The organism is Bacillus sp. LQ01 (assembly GCF_057624735.1).
The window spans coordinates 1-15739 of the sequence record NZ_JBYEZL010000012.1 but is presented as its reverse complement, the minus strand read 5'-3'; the positions used below and the strand labels follow the sequence as shown (position 1 = coordinate 15739).

Here is a 15739-nt window from a genome sequence, read left to right as displayed (position 1 = left end):
CATAACCCGAAGGTCGCAGGTTCAAATCCTGTCCCCGCAACCAAATGGTCCCGTGGTGTAGTGGTTAACATGCCTGCCTGTCACGCAGGAGATCGCCGGTTCGACCCCGGTCGGGACCGCCATTTCATATAAAGAAAAGAACGAAACAAGTTGTTTCGTATTTTTTTATTTGTTTTAACAAAAAACTAATAAAGACAGTCAAACTATCCTTAGGACAACTCCTAAGGACTTTTTTATATATTCAAAACCTGTATAATAAAGAGCAGAGAACATTGTGAGTAAAGTAGGTGAAGTCTGTGAGTAAATATGAAGTAACAACAAAATCTTCTGAGGAAACACAAAGGTTATCAGAAAAACTAGGTAAGCTCGTAGAGGCACAAGACGTAATTATTTTAGAAGGAGATCTTGGAGCTGGTAAGACGACTTTTACAAAGGGACTAGCAAAAGGTCTTGGAGTGAAAAGAGTTGTAAATAGTCCTACCTTTAATATCATCAAAGAATATAAAGGAAGATTACCGCTATATCATATGGACGTGTATCGCTTAGCAGAAAGTGAAGAGGACTTAGGCTTTGATGAATATTTCTACGGTGAAGGAATTACGGTAGTAGAATGGGCTCATTTAATAGAGGCATATTTACCAAATGAAAAGTTACAAATTAGTTTATTCCATGCTGGAGATGACACAAGAAAAATTATACTCGAGCCAATTGGAGATCGCTATATTAGATTATGTGAGGAGCTATTACAAGATGAAAGTACTAGCAATTGATACTTCAAATTACGTAATGGGTGTATCCCTTATTGAGGAAGGAAACGTAATTGGGGAAATCATTACAAATTTAACAAAAAACCATTCTGTACGTCTTATGCCAGCTGTAGAGAAACTGTTAAAAGAGTGTGGCGTAAAACCGAAGGAATTAACTAAAATCGTTGTAGCTGCTGGACCTGGATCCTATACAGGTGTTCGCATAGGCGTGACAGCGGCGAAAACATTAGCTTGGTCACTTCAAATACCAATTGTAGGTGTATCAAGTTTAGAGGTAGTAGCTGCAAACGGTGCTAACTTTAACGGGTTAATTTGTCCTTTATTTGATGGAAGACGTGGGCAAATTTATACTGGGTTATATACATATGAAGGAGAGCAGTTAACTTCAATAGAAGAAGACCGAATTATTCTTATTGTAGACTGGTTGCAAATGTTAAAAGATAAAGGACAGCCTGTTTTATTTATCGGTAACGATGTTAAATTGCATAAAGAAACAATTATAGAACATTTAGGTGATCAAGCTGTATTCGCTCCATTTACTAAAAATAACCCAAGACCAAGCGAGCTAGCATTCTTAGGATTACAAAAAGAAGAACAAGATGTGCATACGTTTGTTCCAAGCTATCTTCGTTTAGCTGAAGCTGAAACAAAGTGGTTAGAAAGTCAAAACAAGTAGGAGCTTGCAGAAGATGGATATGATATTTAGAAAGATGGAGCTTGATGATATTGCTCAAATTGTAGCTATTGAAGAAGCGTCTTTTTCAACTCCTTGGACTGCAGATGCCTTTCACCGTGAATTAACGATGAATGAACATGCACATTATATTGTGTTAGAAAAAGATGGTCGTGTAGTCGGGTATTGTGGATTGTGGATAGTTATTGATGAATCACATATAACAAATATAGCTATTTTGCCAGAATACCGAGGTCGAAAGTTAGGAGATGCCCTATTGAAAGCAGTTATTTCTGAAGCGAAAGAACTAGGGGTAAAAACAATGACACTTGAAGTACGTGTATCAAATGAAGTAGCAAAGCAGTTATACAGAAAATACGGATTTCAAAATGGTGGGATTCGTAAACGATACTATGCAGACAATCAGGAAGATGGTCTCGTAATGTGGGTGAATATATAATGGAAAAAAATACGATTATACTTGGTATTGAAACAAGTTGTGATGAAACAGCAGTAGCAGTTGTTAAAAATGGAACGGAAATTATTGCGAATGTCGTTGCATCACAAATTGAAAGTCATAAACGTTTTGGCGGCGTTGTACCAGAGATTGCATCCCGTCATCATGTAGAAGAAATTACAGTTGTGTTAGAAGAAGCTTTAAAGGAAGCAAACATCACATTTGATGATATTGATGCAATTGCTGTAACAGAAGGTCCCGGTTTAGTAGGAGCACTTCTAATTGGAGTAAATGCAGCGAAGGCAGTAGCGTTTGCACATGATATTCCGTTAGTCGGTGTTCATCATATTGCTGGTCATATTTATGCGAACCGTTTAGTAAAAGAAGTTCAATTCCCGTTATTATCACTTGTTGTATCTGGTGGGCATACAGAACTTGTTTATATGAAAGAACATGGTTCATTCGAAGTAATTGGTGAAACACGAGACGATGCAGCTGGAGAAGCATATGATAAAGTAGCTCGTACGTTATCTATGCCATATCCAGGTGGTCCTCATATTGATCGCCTTGCACATGAAGGAGAACCGACAATTGATTTGCCTCGTGCATGGCTAGAACCGGATTCATATGATTTTAGCTTTAGTGGATTGAAATCAGCAGTTATCAACACTGTGCATAACGCAAAACAACGCGGTATAGAAATTGCGCCAGAAGATTTAGCGGCAAGTTTCCAAGAAAGTGTAATAGATGTACTTGTAACGAAAGCAGCTCGTGCAGCAGAAGCTTATAATGTAAAGCAATTACTTCTTGCTGGTGGAGTAGCTGCTAATAAAGGACTTCGTGCGCGATTAGAAGAGGAATTTGCACAAAAAGAAAACATTGAATTAATTATTCCGCCGCTATCTTTATGCACAGATAATGCAGCGATGATTGCAGCGGCAGGGACAATTGCTTATGAACAAGGTAAGCGTGCAACATTAGCCTTAAATGCAAATCCAGGATTAGATATTGAAGCATAGTTATGCACATAATTAACCACAGGTTGTGGATAAAACCCATATTGTCTGTTGATAATGTGGGTTTTATTGTGTATATAAAATGTTGATAACTTTTTTGTTGATTGTGGATAATGTGGAAAAGTTATTTTAAGGTTTATTTTATAAAGGTGGATATGTGTATAAACTTGTGGATAAATAGGATGATGTCAGACCTTTGAATTTGTTCTTTTTCGGGAAATAAAAAGTAAGAAGATATCCCCGAAAAACATTTTGAAACATCCCCCTATTATAGAAGATGCTAATATTGTCAATCTTTGTCGTTAAATCGATATTTCGTGTCGAATTGTTAATATATATAGGGTTACAATAGATATATTTGAAAAATCGTTGGTATATTCTAAGTTACGATTGATATACTCAAAAAATTGTTTCTGTATTAAAAGAAAAAAAGATGTCGCATAGTCAAAAATCCTGACTTATGAGACATCTTCCTTATTTAAATATGCTTATACATGCAGCTCTTCCCATTCTGCCATGCAAGTTTCAAGTTGTTCTTGTAGCGTTTGCTTTTTAGTTGTAATTTCACTAGCTTTTTCATAATCTGCATATATTTCTGGTAAGCAAAGTTGATCTTCTAACGTAGCAATTTCTTCTTCTAATTCCAATATACTTTGTTCTAGCTCTTCAATTTTTCTAGTGCGTTGACGCTCTAGTTTTTTACGCTCTTTTTCTTCTAAATAATTTAATTTCTCTTGTGCAACCACCTTTTGAACAGGAATGTCACTTTCTTGCTGTTCAAGTTCTGCACGTTCAATCATTTCATTTTTCTTTTCAACGTAGTAATCGTAATCCCCTAAATATTCCTGTGCACCTTCTGTTGATAACTCAACCACAGTCGTTGTTACACGGTTAATAAAGTAGCGGTCATGTGAGACGAATAGAAGAGTCCCTGGATAATCAATTAAAGCATTCTCCAAAATTTCTTTACTATTTAAATCAAGGTGGTTCGTAGGCTCATCTAGAATTAATAAATTTGACTTTTGCATCATAAGTTTTGCAAGAGCTAATCGAGCTTTTTGTCCACCACTAAGGGAAGATACTGGTTTCAGTACATCATCTCCTGTGAATAAAAAATTCCCGAGTATAGTACGGATTTCTTTTTCAGGTTGCAGTGGATATTCATCCCATAGTTCATTTAAAACCCGTTTAGAAGATGTTAAGTTTGCTTGTTCTTGATCATAATAACCAACAGATACATTTGATCCGAAAGAAACATCACCATTTAATAGTGGTAACTTATTCACAATAGACTTTAACAATGTGGATTTCCCAATTCCGTTTGGACCAACTAAAGCAACACTATCTCCGCGAGTTAAGCGCATAGTTACATGTTCAATTATAGGGTTCTCATCATAGCCAATGGTTGCATCATTTACTTGTAAAACATCATTTCCACTTTGCTTTTCAATATCGAAGTGGAATGATGCTGACTTAGAATCCCCTAATGGTCTCGTTAATAATTCCATTCTGTCTAGTTGTTTACGACGACTTTGAGCACGTTTCGTTGTAGAAGCGCGAGCTATATTCTTTTGAACGAAGTCCTCAAGTTTTGCGATTTCATCTTGTTGTTTTTCGTAACGTTTCATTTCTTGCTCATATAATGCTGATTTTAAGTCTAAATATTTACTGTAGTTACCAACAAATCGTCTGCTTTCTTTATTTGAAATTTCATATACTTGTGTAACGAGTTTGTCTAAGAAATAACGGTCATGTGAAACGATTAATATTGCGCCAGGATAACCTTGTAAATATTGCTCAAGCCACGTTAATGTTTCGATGTCTAAATGGTTTGTAGGCTCATCCAAAATAAGTAAGTCTGGTTTTGTTAATAATAATTTCCCGAGAGCTAATCTTGTTTTTTGCCCGCCGCTTAAAGTAGAGATCGTCGTCTGGTGCGTTTCAACTGGGAAGCCAAGGCCGCTTAAAATGGAGCGAATATCCGCTTCATATTGATATCCACCTTGATCTTTATAATTGAGTTGCAATTGGTCATAATCAGCTAACAATCTTTCATATGTAGCTTCGTTTGAAAAGTTTTCTTCTTTTCCCATTTCTTGCTCAAGTCTTCGAAGTTTTGTCTCCATTTGCTGTAAGTGGGTAAAGACGGTTAGCATTTCATCCCAAATTGTTAAAGACGTTTCTAGTCCAGTATTTTGAGCTAAATATCCGATTGAGACATCTTTCGGTTTTATAATTTCGCCACCATCATGAGATAATTCACCAGCGATAATTTTTAATAATGTAGATTTGCCTGCTCCATTCCTTCCAACTAATGCGATACGATCTTTTGTTTGTACTTCCAATTTTATGTTTGCAAGAATCGTTTCTGCACCGTATAATTTCGAAAGCGCGTTTACTTGTAATAAAATCAATGTTTTCACCTCAAATAATTTCTTAACTTTGCCATGTTTATATTTCTCAATCATACTAAAAATAGTGTATAGTTTAAAATAAAGAGAGAATACTTCTTCTCTTTATTATACAAGGAATTTAATGAGTGCTAAACTTCTGTATTTGATTAAAGTATATGAATAAAGATAGGAAGAGAGGAGAGGTCATATGGATCAGCAAAAGATTCCACAAGCCACTGCTAAAAGATTGCCTCTATACTATCGATTTATCCAAAACTTATCTCTTTCTGGTAAGCAGCGTGTTTCATCGGCCGAATTGAGTGAGGCAGTAAAAGTAGATTCCGCAACAATACGAAGAGATTTTTCGTATTTTGGAGCGTTAGGGAAAAAGGGATATGGATATAACGTAAATTATTTATTATCATTTTTCCGCGAAACACTTGATCAAGATGATATAACACGTGTAGCACTTATTGGAGTAGGTAATTTAGGGACCGCTTTCTTACATTATAATTTCACGAAAAACAATAATACAAAAATTGAAATGGCATTTGATGTTAGTGAAGAGAAAGTTGGAACAGAAATCGGGGGCATTCCTGTATATCATTTAGATGAATTAGAAGAGAGATTATCAAATGATATACAAGTGGCAATATTAACAGTACCGGCTACAGTAGCACAAGCTGTAGCAGATAGATTAGCTGAAACGAGCGTGCACGGTATTTTGAATTTCACACCAGCGCGATTAAACGTATCAGAGAATATTAGAATTCATCATATTGACTTAGCTGTAGAGTTACAAACATTAGTTTACTTTTTGAAAAACTATCCACAATAAAACGCAGAGGAAGCGACCTCTGCGTTTTATTATTGTTTCTTCTTTGTGAATTTAATTAATATAAGGCGAAGTGCCAAATTAAAATCAATTGTTGCCATAACTGCAAATAGTATTGTCCACATATTCCAGATTGTATCTGTCACGTTCGTAATGGCGAAGCGTGTAAAGATACATCCAAGAAGGAAGTATAGTGCAGCCATGAACAATGGTGAGTTTCTCATACAAAAAATCCTCCGATAAAGCCTTGCATTTTTTCAGCTTCTTTAATCATTTCTTGAATTTGTTCATTGCTCATAAAAATTTGCCCAATAGCGACCAATGTATTCATCGCAACATGAGCTGCAATCGGAACGATAATCCGTTTCGTCTTCACATATAAGAAGGCGAATACGAGCCCCATAGCAGTGTATACCAATAAATGAGTAAAATCAAAATGAATTGCTGCGAATACAAGCGAACTAATGATAGCTGCGATAAAGAAGTTAAACTTCTTATAAAGTGCACCAAATAAAATTTTTCTAAATACGATTTCTTCTAAGATAGGTCCAATTATAGATACAACAATAAGGAACCAAGGGGTCGTTCTTGCAATCTCCATCAGTTTCATTGTATTTTCTGAACCTTGTTTAATTCCTAGCAGCTGCATCTCGATCATACCGGCAACTATTTGTGAAAAGAAAGCCAAGAAGAACCCGATGAAAATCCATCCAATAGTAGCTGGAGCAGAAGAGCGCTTTGGATCTAAATGCCTGTCACGAATATCTGTTCTAAGTAACCAAAGTACGATACATAATGCAACAAAGAAGCTAATAATTGCCCAGTGTCCCGTTATGATTTGTCCTTTTTCCTCAATGGTAAATCCTCTATTATCATAGAGTCCTGTTTTTAGGAGAAGTGGCAATCCAACAACGCCAGATAACTGCATTAAAATGTATGTAACGATAATCCACCAGTATTGTTTCTTCAAATGGTTTAACCATCCTTTCTAACTATAGTGTATGAGATAAGTTAGGATAACATGTAAATATGCTACCTACGATATAAACCTCACTTGAATTATGTTTTTTTCGTAAATCCTTATTTGAAATTATAATAGAAGACAGGAGAAAGTTGTGTGTGTAGCGAAAACAACTTAGGGTGTCCTTTCATATTGTAACATACGAGCAGTGGAAACAACGATTCATATAGTAAAGGCAGTATTCTATATAGTGATTTGCGAAAAAATTATGATTTTTTTACTTGCAAAAGAAATTGAGATTATTTATTATTATAAGTGTGTTAGCACTCGGATGACTTGAGTGCTAATAAAAGAAATTTACATAACAAAATGAGGAGGTTATTGTTCATGCTAAAGCCATTAGGTGATCGCGTTGTAATTGAGCTTGTTCAAGCAGAAGAAAAAACAGCAAGTGGTATCGTATTACCAGATACTGCAAAAGAAAAACCACAAGAGGGTAAAGTTGTTGCAGTAGGTACTGGTCGAGTGCTTGAGAATGGTGAGCGTGTTGCTTTAGAGGTAGCAGCAGGTGATCTTATCATCTTCTCAAAATATGCAGGTACTGAAGTGAAATATGAAGGTACAGACTACTTGATTTTACGTGAAAGTGACATTTTAGCAGTTATCGGTTAATTATATAAATCTTAAAAAATCCAAGGGGGTCAATTATTATGGCAAAAGATATTAAATTTAGTGAAGAAGCACGTCGTTCGATGCTTCGCGGTGTCGACACTCTTGCAAACGCAGTAAAAGTTACGCTTGGACCAAAAGGTCGTAACGTTGTACTTGAGAAAAAATTTGGTTCACCACTTATTACAAATGATGGTGTAACAATCGCAAAAGAAATCGAATTAGAAGATGCATTCGAAAACATGGGTGCGAAATTAGTAGCAGAAGTTGCTAGCAAAACAAATGACGTAGCTGGTGACGGAACAACAACTGCAACTGTATTAGCGCAAGCTATGATTCGTGAAGGTCTTAAAAACGTAACAGCTGGTGCTAACCCAATGGGTCTTCGTAAAGGTATCGAAAAAGCTGTTACTGCTGCAATCGAAGAATTAAAAACGATTTCTAAACCAATCGAAGGTAAATCTTCTATCGCACAAGTAGCTGCTATTTCTGCAGCTGACGAAGAAGTAGGTCAATTAATCGCTGAAGCAATGGAGCGCGTTGGTAACGACGGCGTTATTACTTTAGAAGAATCTAAAGGCTTCACAACAGAATTAGACGTAGTAGAAGGTATGCAATTTGATCGTGGATATGCATCTCCTTACATGATTACTGATTCTGACAAAATGGAAGCAGTTCTTGATAACCCATACATCTTAATCACTGACAAAAAGATTTCTAACATTCAAGAAATCTTACCAGTATTAGAGCAAGTGGTACAACAAGGTAAACCACTTCTTATCATTGCTGAAGATGTAGAAGGCGAAGCGTTAGCTACATTAGTAGTGAACAAACTTCGTGGTACATTCAATGTAGTAGCTGTTAAAGCTCCTGGATTTGGTGACCGTCGTAAAGCAATGCTAGAAGATATCGCAATCTTAACAGGTGGCGAAGTAATCACTGAAGAATTAGGTCGTGACTTAAAATCTGCTACAGTTGAATCTTTAGGACGCGCTGGTAAAGTTGTTGTTACAAAAGAAAACACAACTGTAGTTGAAGGTGTAGGAAGCACAGAACAAATCGAAGCTCGCATCGGTCAAATCCGTGCGCAATTAGAAGAAACAACTTCTGAATTCGATCGTGAAAAATTACAAGAGCGTCTTGCAAAACTTGCAGGTGGCGTAGCGGTAATTAAAGTAGGTGCAGCAACTGAAACTGAGTTAAAAGAACGCAAACTTCGTATTGAAGATGCACTTAACTCAACTCGTGCAGCAGTAGAAGAAGGTATCGTTGCAGGTGGTGGTACTTCACTTATGAACGTATACACAAAAGTAGCTTCTATCGTAGCTGAAGGCGACGAAGCAACAGGTATCAACATCGTACTTCGCGCACTAGAAGAGCCAGTTCGTCAAATCGCAATCAACGCTGGTCTAGAAGGATCTGTAGTTGTAGAGCGTCTAAAAGGCGAAAAAGTAGGCGTTGGTTTCAACGCAGCTACTGGCGAATGGGTTAACATGCTTGAGTCTGGTATCGTAGATCCAGCTAAAGTAACTCGTTCTGCACTTCAAAACGCAGCATCTGTTGCAGCTATGTTCTTAACAACTGAAGCTGTAGTAGCTGACAAGCCAGAACCAAATGCACCAGCAATGCCTGACATGGGCGGCATGGGCATGGGCGGTATGGGCGGAATGATGTAATTCCGTTTGCCCTAAAAAACATCCATTTCTATATAGAAATGGATGTTTTTTTATGTTTTTTAGAAAAGGAAATGAATTTCTGTAGAATTTTGTCGCTTTCTCTCTTGACCATATTGATATTTCATTGTTAGAATCTAGGAAGATAATATAAAACGATCCTTCATATATCCTCAATGATATGGTTTGAGAGTCTCTACCGGGTTACCGCAAACAACCTGACTATGAAGGCAGTGTGTCTTATATTTATAAAGAGCGGAGACTATCTTTCTTTATAAAGCCAGACCCCTGCCTTTTCTTTGTTATGAGACTAGAGGCGGAGGACTGGCTTTTTTTATTATATTGGTAATGCTTTTCGCCAAATTGGTGAAAATATTTATATACGAGAACTAACGTTGGGGTGATTATTTTGAAGAAACAACACGATACAATTATCGTTTTAGATTTTGGAAGTCAATACAATCAGTTAATAGCACGTCGAATTCGTGAGTTCGGTGTATACAGTGAACTTCATCCACATACAATTACTGCAGAAGAAATTAAAGCAATGAATCCAAAAGGGATTATTTTCTCTGGTGGACCAAATAGCGTATACGGTGAAGGTGCATTACATTGTGATGAAAAAATCTTTGAACTAGGTTTACCAATCTTCGGTATTTGTTACGGTATGCAGCTTATGACGCAACACTTCGGTGGTAAAGTAGAGCGTGCAAATCACCGTGAGTACGGAAAGGCTGTTCTTAAAGTAGAGAACGAATCAAAATTATATGCGAACCTTCCAGAAGAGCAAGTTGTATGGATGAGCCATGGTGACTTAGTAACTGGTTTACCTGAAGGATTCGTAGTAGACGCAACAAGTGAGTCTTGCCCAATTGCTGGTATGAGCAATGAAGCGAAAAACTTATACGGTGTACAATTCCACCCAGAAGTACGTCACTCTGAGCACGGTAACGATTTAATTAAAAACTTCGTATTCGGCGTATGTGGTTGTTCTGAAGGATGGAACATGGAGAACTTTATCGAAGTAGAATTAGAAAAAATTCGTGAAACTGTTGGAGACAAAAAAGTACTATGCGCACTTAGTGGCGGTGTAGACTCTTCTGTTGTAGCAGTATTAATTCATAAAGCAATCGGCGATCAATTAACTTGTATTTTCGTTGACCACGGCTTACTGCGTAAAGGCGAAGCAGAAGGCGTTATGAAAACATTTAGCGAAGGCTTCCACATGAACGTTATTAAAGTGGATGCAAAAGAACGCTTCATGAACAAGTTGAAAGGTGTAGAAGATCCAGAACAAAAACGTAAAATCATCGGTAACGAATTCATTTACGTATTTGATGATGAAGCGTCTAAATTACAAGGTATGGACTTTTTAGCACAAGGTACACTTTACACAGACATCGTTGAAAGTGGTACAGCAACTGCACAAACAATTAAATCTCACCACAACGTTGGTGGACTTCCAGAAGACATGCAGTTCAAATTAATTGAGCCTTTAAACACGTTATTTAAAGACGAAGTACGTGTATTAGGATCTGAACTAGGAATTCCTGATGAAATCGTATGGCGTCAACCATTCCCAGGACCGGGTCTTGGTATTCGTGTATTAGGTGAAATTACAGAAGAGAAATTAGAAATCGTTCGTGAATCTGATGCGATTTTACGTGAAGAAATTATTAAAGCGGGCTTAGACCGTGAAATCTGGCAATACTTCACTGCACTTCCTGGTATGCGTAGCGTAGGTGTTATGGGTGACGAGCGTACTTACGATTACACAGTAGGTATCCGTGCAGTAACATCTATCGACGGTATGACAGCTGACTGGGCACGTATCCCTTGGGACGTATTAGAGAAAATCTCTGTACGTATCGTAAACGAAGTAAAACACGTTAACCGTATCGTGTATGATGTAACGAGTAAGCCACCAGCAACTATTGAGTGGGAATAGTATTTATAAAAAGGTCCATCTATTGCTTATGCATAGATGGATCTTTTTTATTTTGGCATTAATACGAACGAAACTATAAAAGTTTATGAAAATGTTCGTTTTTAAATTGACAAAACTACTTCGTCGAGTTAATATGATTATGTAATTCAAACGAAAAGTGAATATTATAGCCGTCGTATAATATCGGGGATATGGCCCGAAAGTTTCTACCTAGCTACCGTAAATGGCTTGACTACGAGGCGTTTGTATAAAGATGAGGGGAAACTTGTCTTTGTTTATAGAACGCTTCCATGTATATATGCAATGGAAGCCTTTTTTATTTCTCGGGATAAAAGAGGGCTAGGGTGAAATACGGCGAGTAATCATATAACGGGGGAAACATAGGATGAAACGCTATTTTCAGTTTGATGAGCTCGGTACGAATTATAAGACTGAGTTCATAGCAGGGTTAACGACATTTCTATCTATGGCTTACGTACTATTTGTCAATCCTGCTACGCTGTCGCTTGGAAATGTTAAAGGGTTACCAGCAGGTACAGGGATGGATCCAGGTGCAGTATTCGTTGCTACGGCATTAGCGGCAGCGATCGGTTCGTTAATTATGGGTATTTTCGCGAAGTATCCAATTGCTTTAGCGCCAGGTATGGGGATTAACGCGTTCTTTGCTTATACAGCAGTCTTAACGATGGGTATTCCGTGGCAAACGGCCATTGCCGGAACATTAATGTCAGGTATTATCTTTATTATTCTTACTGCTTCAGGTATTCGTGAAAAAATCATTAATGCAATTCCATCGGAGTTAAAGTTTGCAGTAGCAGCAGGTATTGGATTATTCATTGCTTTCCTTGGATTCCAAAATGCCGGAATTATCGTGAAAAACGATGCGGTTCTTGTTGGGTTGGGGGACTTAACAAAGGGCACAACGTTACTAGCAATCTTCGGGGTTGTTACTACGATCATCTTCATGATTAAGAAAGTTAATGGTGCAGTATTCTACGGTATGATTCTTACAGCGATCTTAGGAGTTGCAACAGGATTAATTGATACTCCGAAAGCTGTAGTGGGAGCAATACCGAGTCTAGAACCAACGTTCGGTGTGGCGTTAACGCACTTCGGCGATATTTTCACAGTTCAAATGGGGATTGTTATTATAACGTTCTTCTTTATAGATTTCTTTGATACAGCAGGTACGCTTGTAGCGGTTGCGAATCAAGCAGGATTAATGAAGAACAATAAATTACCACGTGCAGGAAAAGCGTTATTTGCAGATGCGATTGCAACTGTAATTGGTGCGATCTTGGGTACATCAACAACAACGTCTTACATTGAATCGTCTGCAGGGGTAGCAGCGGGAGGACGTTCTGGATTTACAGCAGTTGTAACAGCAGGATTCTTCTTACTGGCACTATTCTTTTCGCCATTATTAAGTGTTGTAACGCCAGCTGTAACGGCACCGGCTTTAATTATTGTAGGAATCTTGATGGTTTCTTCCTTAGGGGAAATTGATTGGAAGAAATTCGAGATTGCAGTACCAGCATTCTTTACAATTATCTCTATGCCACTTACGTATAGTATCGCAACTGGGATTGCCATTGGATTTATCTTCTATCCAATTACAATGGTTGTGAGTGGTCGTCGTAAAGAGGTTCATCCGATTATGTATGTTATGGGAGTTTTATTCGTGCTATATTTCATCTACGTTCGTAAATAAAAGGGGTTTTTTAAAGGTCTAGACTTAAGGGGAGTCTAGACCTTTTTGCGTCTTCAGAAAATCTTAAGGATTTCCGAGCGTTTTTCTTCAGAAGTTTTCCTATAATAGAAGTTAGGGATTAAAAAAGTGATGGGGGAGATATTGTGGCACACGAAACAATACTTGTCGTAGATGATGAAAAAGAAATTCGGAATTTAATTACAATCTATTTAAAGAATGAAGGATATAAAGTATTACAAGCAGGAGACGGAGAAGAAGGATTACGTCTATTGGAAGAAAATGAAATACATCTAGTCGTATTAGATATTATGATGCCGAAAGTGGATGGTATTCATATGTGTATGAAGGTAAGGGAAGCGAAAGAAATGCCTATTATTATGCTTTCTGCCAAAACGCAAGATATGGATAAGATTTTAGGATTAACAACAGGGGCAGATGATTACGTAACGAAGCCCTTTAATCCATTAGAGTTAATTGCACGAATTAAATCTCAGTTACGCCGTTATATGAAAATGAATGGTTTCGCTGTCCAAAATGAGGACGAGTTAGAAATTGGGGAGATGAAAATCAACATCTCGACCCATAAAGTTGTTGTAGAGGGAGAAGAAGTGAAACTAACTCCGAGGGAATTTTCAATTTTAGAATTGCTAGCTAGAAATCCAGGTATGGTGTTTAGTGCGGAGCAAATTTATGAAAAGGTGTGGAACGAACGATCTTTCCAGTCTGATAATACTGTAATGGTGCACATTCGGAAAGTGCGTGAAAAGATTGAGGAGAATCCAAGGGAACCTAGATATATAAAAACAGTATGGGGAGTGGGGTATAAGATTGAAAAAGATATTTAATCCGTTTACTTATATAAGGAAAATAAGAGAATTAATTGAGAAATTAGTAAAGAGCGTACGAAAGAGTATAAGGATTCAATTGATTACTACTTTTGCTGCTTGTGCGTTATTAGGAGTTTTGTCAGCGAAGGGAGCTGCGCCATTTTTTGAGAATGCGAATCGTCAAGCAACTATCGATTATCGGGCTGGTATGGAACAAATTAATCACCAAGCTCAAGGAGCGGCAAATAGTTCGGTTCATGAAAATAAATTAGAAGCTATATCAAATATGATCGAAATGGAGAACCAAAATTTAGAGCAAGGGTCTAGAGCTTTAAAGATATTGGTTACTGATGAAAGTGGTAAAGTTTTATATAAAACAAAGCAAGCGCAAGAAGAGCAAATCGATTTGCATAATACGATTCGTAATGCAGCATCATTTGCGATTAATTATACAGATGGTAGAAATGTATTTGAAAGTACAAGAAAAGAGTTTATATCTTTTTCACCTATTACTATTGAAGGAAAGAATTTGTACATGTTTGTTAGCGGAATTCCAGAGGGAGAGGTAATGTATGATACGAAAGAAGGGCCATTCCCGTTTTTAATTGGTGTTCTTGTATTCATTTTCTCTTTCTTCTATATAACAAAGAGAAAGATGAAGCAGATTGAAGCAATGGCACAAGGTGTAAAGGAAATAGAAAGAGGCAACTTAGCGTACCGCATTGAGAAAAAAGGTGAAGATGAGATTGCAGCTTTAACTGAGAATATTAATAATATGGCAGAAGAGCTTATGAATAATATAGAAAAGGAACGTAAATTAGAGAAGCAAAAGAATGAGCTTATTACGAATGTATCTCACGATTTACGCACACCGCTGACTTCTATTATGGGCTACTTACGATTACTTCGAGATTCTAAATATGAAAATAAAGAACAACACGATGAGTATACGAGAATTGCTTTTGCAAAGTCGGAGCAGTTAAAAAATTTAATAGAAGATTTATTTGAGTATACGAAGTTAACAAATGAACAAGTTGTATTAGAAAAACAGGAAGTTTGTATGAATGAGCTACTCGAGCAATTAATAGAAGAGTTAGTACCGCAGGCGGAAGAACATGGACTTACGTTTGTTAAGAAGTTTCCTGAGGAACGTGCTTATGCATCGATTGATTCGGAAAAGATGGTTCGTGTATTTGATAATTTACTAATGAATGCGATTAAGTATAGTAAAGATGATGCAGATATAAAAGTTTCTCTTCAAAGGCAGCGTAGGGATATACAAATTGTAATTGCGAATCATAGTGAAGAGTTTACGAGAGAAGAGTTAGCGAATTTGTTTGAACGTTTCTATAAGAAGGATCAATCTCGAAGTAGAGTAACGGAAGGGTCGGGACTCGGTTTAGCGATTGCGAAAAGTATTGTTGAGTTACAAGGTGGTAGTATTCGAGCGGAATATAGGGATGGTATTATTCAATTTATCGTTTCGTTACCAATTATAGAAAAATAATAAATGAATAGAATGATATGTGATAAAAAGGCTTATTTTAAAAGAAATAAGCCTTTTTATATTTTTTATAAAAACATATTGACGATTAGAGCTTAGAGGTGTAATATAGAACAAGTCGCCGATGACAATAACGTCGCAAGCGACAAATGAAATAAAAAAACTTAGTTGACATTAACTAACGAAGATGTTAACATAAGGAAGTCGCAAATGAGCGACCAAGTAGTTCTTTGAAAACTGAACGAAACAAACAACGTGAAACGTCAATTTTTATTTTAGATGCTAGACAAACTAACTTTATTGGA

14 protein-coding genes, 1 tRNA gene and 2 riboswitches are annotated in these 15739 nt (G+C 37.0%); of the genes, 12 read left to right on the top strand and 3 right to left on the bottom strand.

All coding sequences use genetic code 11. The features are described 5' to 3' along the window. The first annotated feature begins 46 nt into the window (after window positions 1–46). The 5 genes from AC22L0_RS28845 to tsaD all read left to right on the top strand — a co-directional run bounded on the left by AC22L0_RS28845 (window position 47) and on the right by tsaD (window position 2916). Window positions 47–122, top strand: a tRNA-Asp gene (locus AC22L0_RS28845). Between the two features lie 174 nt (window positions 123–296). Next, complete coding sequence (gene tsaE / locus AC22L0_RS28840; protein ID WP_000049648.1) at window positions 297–770, top strand: tRNA (adenosine(37)-N6)-threonylcarbamoyltransferase complex ATPase subunit type 1 TsaE; 474 nt, start codon at window positions 297–299, stop codon at window positions 768–770. Beyond that, complete coding sequence (gene tsaB / locus AC22L0_RS28835; RefSeq protein ID WP_000865753.1) at window positions 751–1443, top strand: tRNA (adenosine(37)-N6)-threonylcarbamoyltransferase complex dimerization subunit type 1 TsaB; 693 nt, start codon at window positions 751–753, stop codon at window positions 1441–1443. The genes tsaE and tsaB overlap by 20 nt, the downstream gene beginning before the upstream one ends. Window positions 1444–1456: 13 nt before the next feature. Continuing rightward, a complete protein-coding gene (gene rimI / locus AC22L0_RS28830; RefSeq protein WP_487272561.1) occupies window positions 1457–1900 on the top strand; it encodes a ribosomal protein S18-alanine N-acetyltransferase in 444 nt (147 codons plus the stop codon). Then, window positions 1900–2916 carry a tRNA (adenosine(37)-N6)-threonylcarbamoyltransferase complex transferase subunit TsaD gene (gene tsaD / locus AC22L0_RS28825; RefSeq protein WP_000414585.1) on the top strand — a complete coding sequence of 339 codons (1017 nt, stop codon included), beginning with the start codon at window positions 1900–1902 and terminating at the stop codon, window positions 2914–2916. The genes rimI and tsaD overlap by 1 nt, the downstream gene beginning before the upstream one ends. A gap of 485 nt (window positions 2917–3401) precedes the next feature. Here tsaD and AC22L0_RS28820 read toward each other — a convergent pair whose 3' ends face one another. Further along, window positions 3402–5327: an ABC-F family ATP-binding cassette domain-containing protein gene (locus AC22L0_RS28820; protein ID WP_000602145.1), complete on the bottom strand. Its 1926-nt coding sequence runs from the start codon at window positions 5325–5327 to the stop codon at window positions 3402–3404. A 187-nt stretch (window positions 5328–5514) separates the two neighbouring features. Between AC22L0_RS28820 and AC22L0_RS28815 the strand changes: the two genes are divergently transcribed. Continuing rightward, window positions 5515–6144, top strand: a complete 630-nt coding sequence (locus AC22L0_RS28815) for a redox-sensing transcriptional repressor Rex (protein WP_000372699.1) — start codon at window positions 5515–5517, stop codon at window positions 6142–6144. Window positions 6145–6173: 29 nt separating this feature from the next. Here AC22L0_RS28815 and AC22L0_RS28810 read toward each other — a convergent pair whose 3' ends face one another. Both AC22L0_RS28810 and AC22L0_RS28805 read right to left on the bottom strand, forming a co-directional pair. After that, window positions 6174–6365, bottom strand: a complete 192-nt coding sequence (locus tag AC22L0_RS28810; RefSeq protein ID WP_001246200.1) for a YdiK family protein — start codon at window positions 6363–6365, stop codon at window positions 6174–6176. Further along, entirely contained in the window at window positions 6362–7111 is a 750-nt protein-coding gene (locus tag AC22L0_RS28805) for a CPBP family intramembrane glutamic endopeptidase (RefSeq protein WP_000745326.1), read from the bottom strand. The genes AC22L0_RS28810 and AC22L0_RS28805 overlap by 4 nt, the downstream gene beginning before the upstream one ends. 378 nt (window positions 7112–7489) lie before the next feature. Between AC22L0_RS28805 and groES the strand changes: the two genes are divergently transcribed. The 6 genes from groES (at window position 7490) to ampS (ending at window position 15437) form a co-directional block, all read left to right on the top strand. Further along, a complete protein-coding gene (groES, locus tag AC22L0_RS28800) occupies window positions 7490–7774 on the top strand; it encodes a co-chaperone GroES (protein ID WP_000917311.1) in 285 nt (94 codons plus the stop codon). A 38-nt stretch (window positions 7775–7812) separates the two neighbouring features. Further along, entirely contained in the window at window positions 7813–9447 is a 1635-nt protein-coding gene (gene groL, locus AC22L0_RS28795; RefSeq protein ID WP_001029993.1) for a chaperonin GroEL, read from the top strand. A gap of 140 nt (window positions 9448–9587) precedes the next feature. Beyond that, a riboswitch (purine riboswitch) is annotated at window positions 9588–9689 on the top strand. A gap of 164 nt (window positions 9690–9853) precedes the next feature. After that, window positions 9854–11392 carry a glutamine-hydrolyzing GMP synthase gene (guaA, locus tag AC22L0_RS28790; protein WP_000743906.1) on the top strand — a complete coding sequence of 513 codons (1539 nt, stop codon included), beginning with the start codon at window positions 9854–9856 and terminating at the stop codon, window positions 11390–11392. A 153-nt stretch (window positions 11393–11545) separates the two neighbouring features. Continuing rightward, a riboswitch (purine riboswitch) is annotated at window positions 11546–11647 on the top strand. 130 nt (window positions 11648–11777) lie between these two features. Continuing rightward, window positions 11778–13103, top strand: a complete 1326-nt coding sequence (locus tag AC22L0_RS28785; RefSeq protein WP_000833096.1) for an NCS2 family permease — start codon at window positions 11778–11780, stop codon at window positions 13101–13103. 143 nt (window positions 13104–13246) lie between these two features. Next, window positions 13247–13948: a response regulator transcription factor gene (locus AC22L0_RS28780; protein WP_087964884.1), complete on the top strand. Its 702-nt coding sequence runs from the start codon at window positions 13247–13249 to the stop codon at window positions 13946–13948. Continuing rightward, on the top strand, window positions 13932–15437 hold the full coding sequence (gene ampS / locus AC22L0_RS28775) for an aminopeptidase AmpS (RefSeq protein WP_000719210.1): 1506 nt from the start codon (window positions 13932–13934) through the stop codon (window positions 15435–15437). The genes AC22L0_RS28780 and ampS overlap by 17 nt, the downstream gene beginning before the upstream one ends. The last annotated feature ends 302 nt before the right edge of the window (window positions 15438–15739 follow it).